Here is a 736-nt window from a genome sequence, read left to right as displayed (position 1 = left end):
CCCCGCAACTGGAGCTGATTAACGCCGGTTCGCTGCTGACGCAGGGCACGCTGGATATCACCGCCGGGAGTGTGAACAACACCGGCACCTGGCAGGGGAATAACATTCTGCTGGCGGCGCAGTCGCTGGATAACCGCGGTGCCATTCAGAGCGCCGGGGCACTTAATCTTCAGCTTGCCGGTGACCTGACGTCCGCAGCAGGCAGCAAAATCACCGCCATGGGCACGGCGGCACTGAAGGCGCTGTCGCTGACGAACAGCGGCCAGTGGGCGGCGAAAAACCTGACTCTCAGTGCCGGTTCGCTAAGCAACGGCGGTGTTATCAGCGGCAGCGACGGGCTGACCGCGACGCTCTCCGGCGCGTTCACCCAGCAGGCGGGCGGGCAGCTTGCCGGCAACGGGGCGCTGAACCTGACGGCACAGCGTGTCGATAACGCCGGTAACATCCAGGGCGGCGGCGTGACCGTCAGCGCAGACACGCTCACTAACAATGCCGGTGCGCAGCTGGTCAGCGGGCAGGGGCTGACGCTCACCACGCCGCAGTTGCTCAACTACGGGCTGATTCAGGGCGCGGGTGACACCCGGATTACTGCCGCCACGCAGGCGCGCAACGAGGGGAAACTGCTCTCCGGCGGGACGCTGACGCTGACTGCCCCGCAGTACAGCGGCGCAGGCTGGCTGCAGGCGACGGACCTGATTCTGAAGGCGGCGAACAATGCCGCGACCGGTACGCTGCT

Annotated in this window: 1 protein-coding gene; it reads left to right on the top strand. The window is 66.2% G+C overall.

Annotated features, from left to right (window positions below; translation table 11 throughout):
- Positions 1–736: hypothetical protein (locus E0L21_RS24700; RefSeq protein WP_131413837.1), on the top strand; the 736-nt coding region annotated here is incomplete at both ends.

Origin of the sequence: Kosakonia quasisacchari, assembly GCF_004331415.1 — a bacterium.
Classification (GTDB): domain Bacteria; phylum Pseudomonadota; class Gammaproteobacteria; order Enterobacterales; family Enterobacteriaceae; genus Kosakonia; species Kosakonia quasisacchari.
The sequence above is the reverse complement of the archived record's forward strand: the minus strand, read 5'-3'. Positions and strand labels throughout refer to the sequence as shown.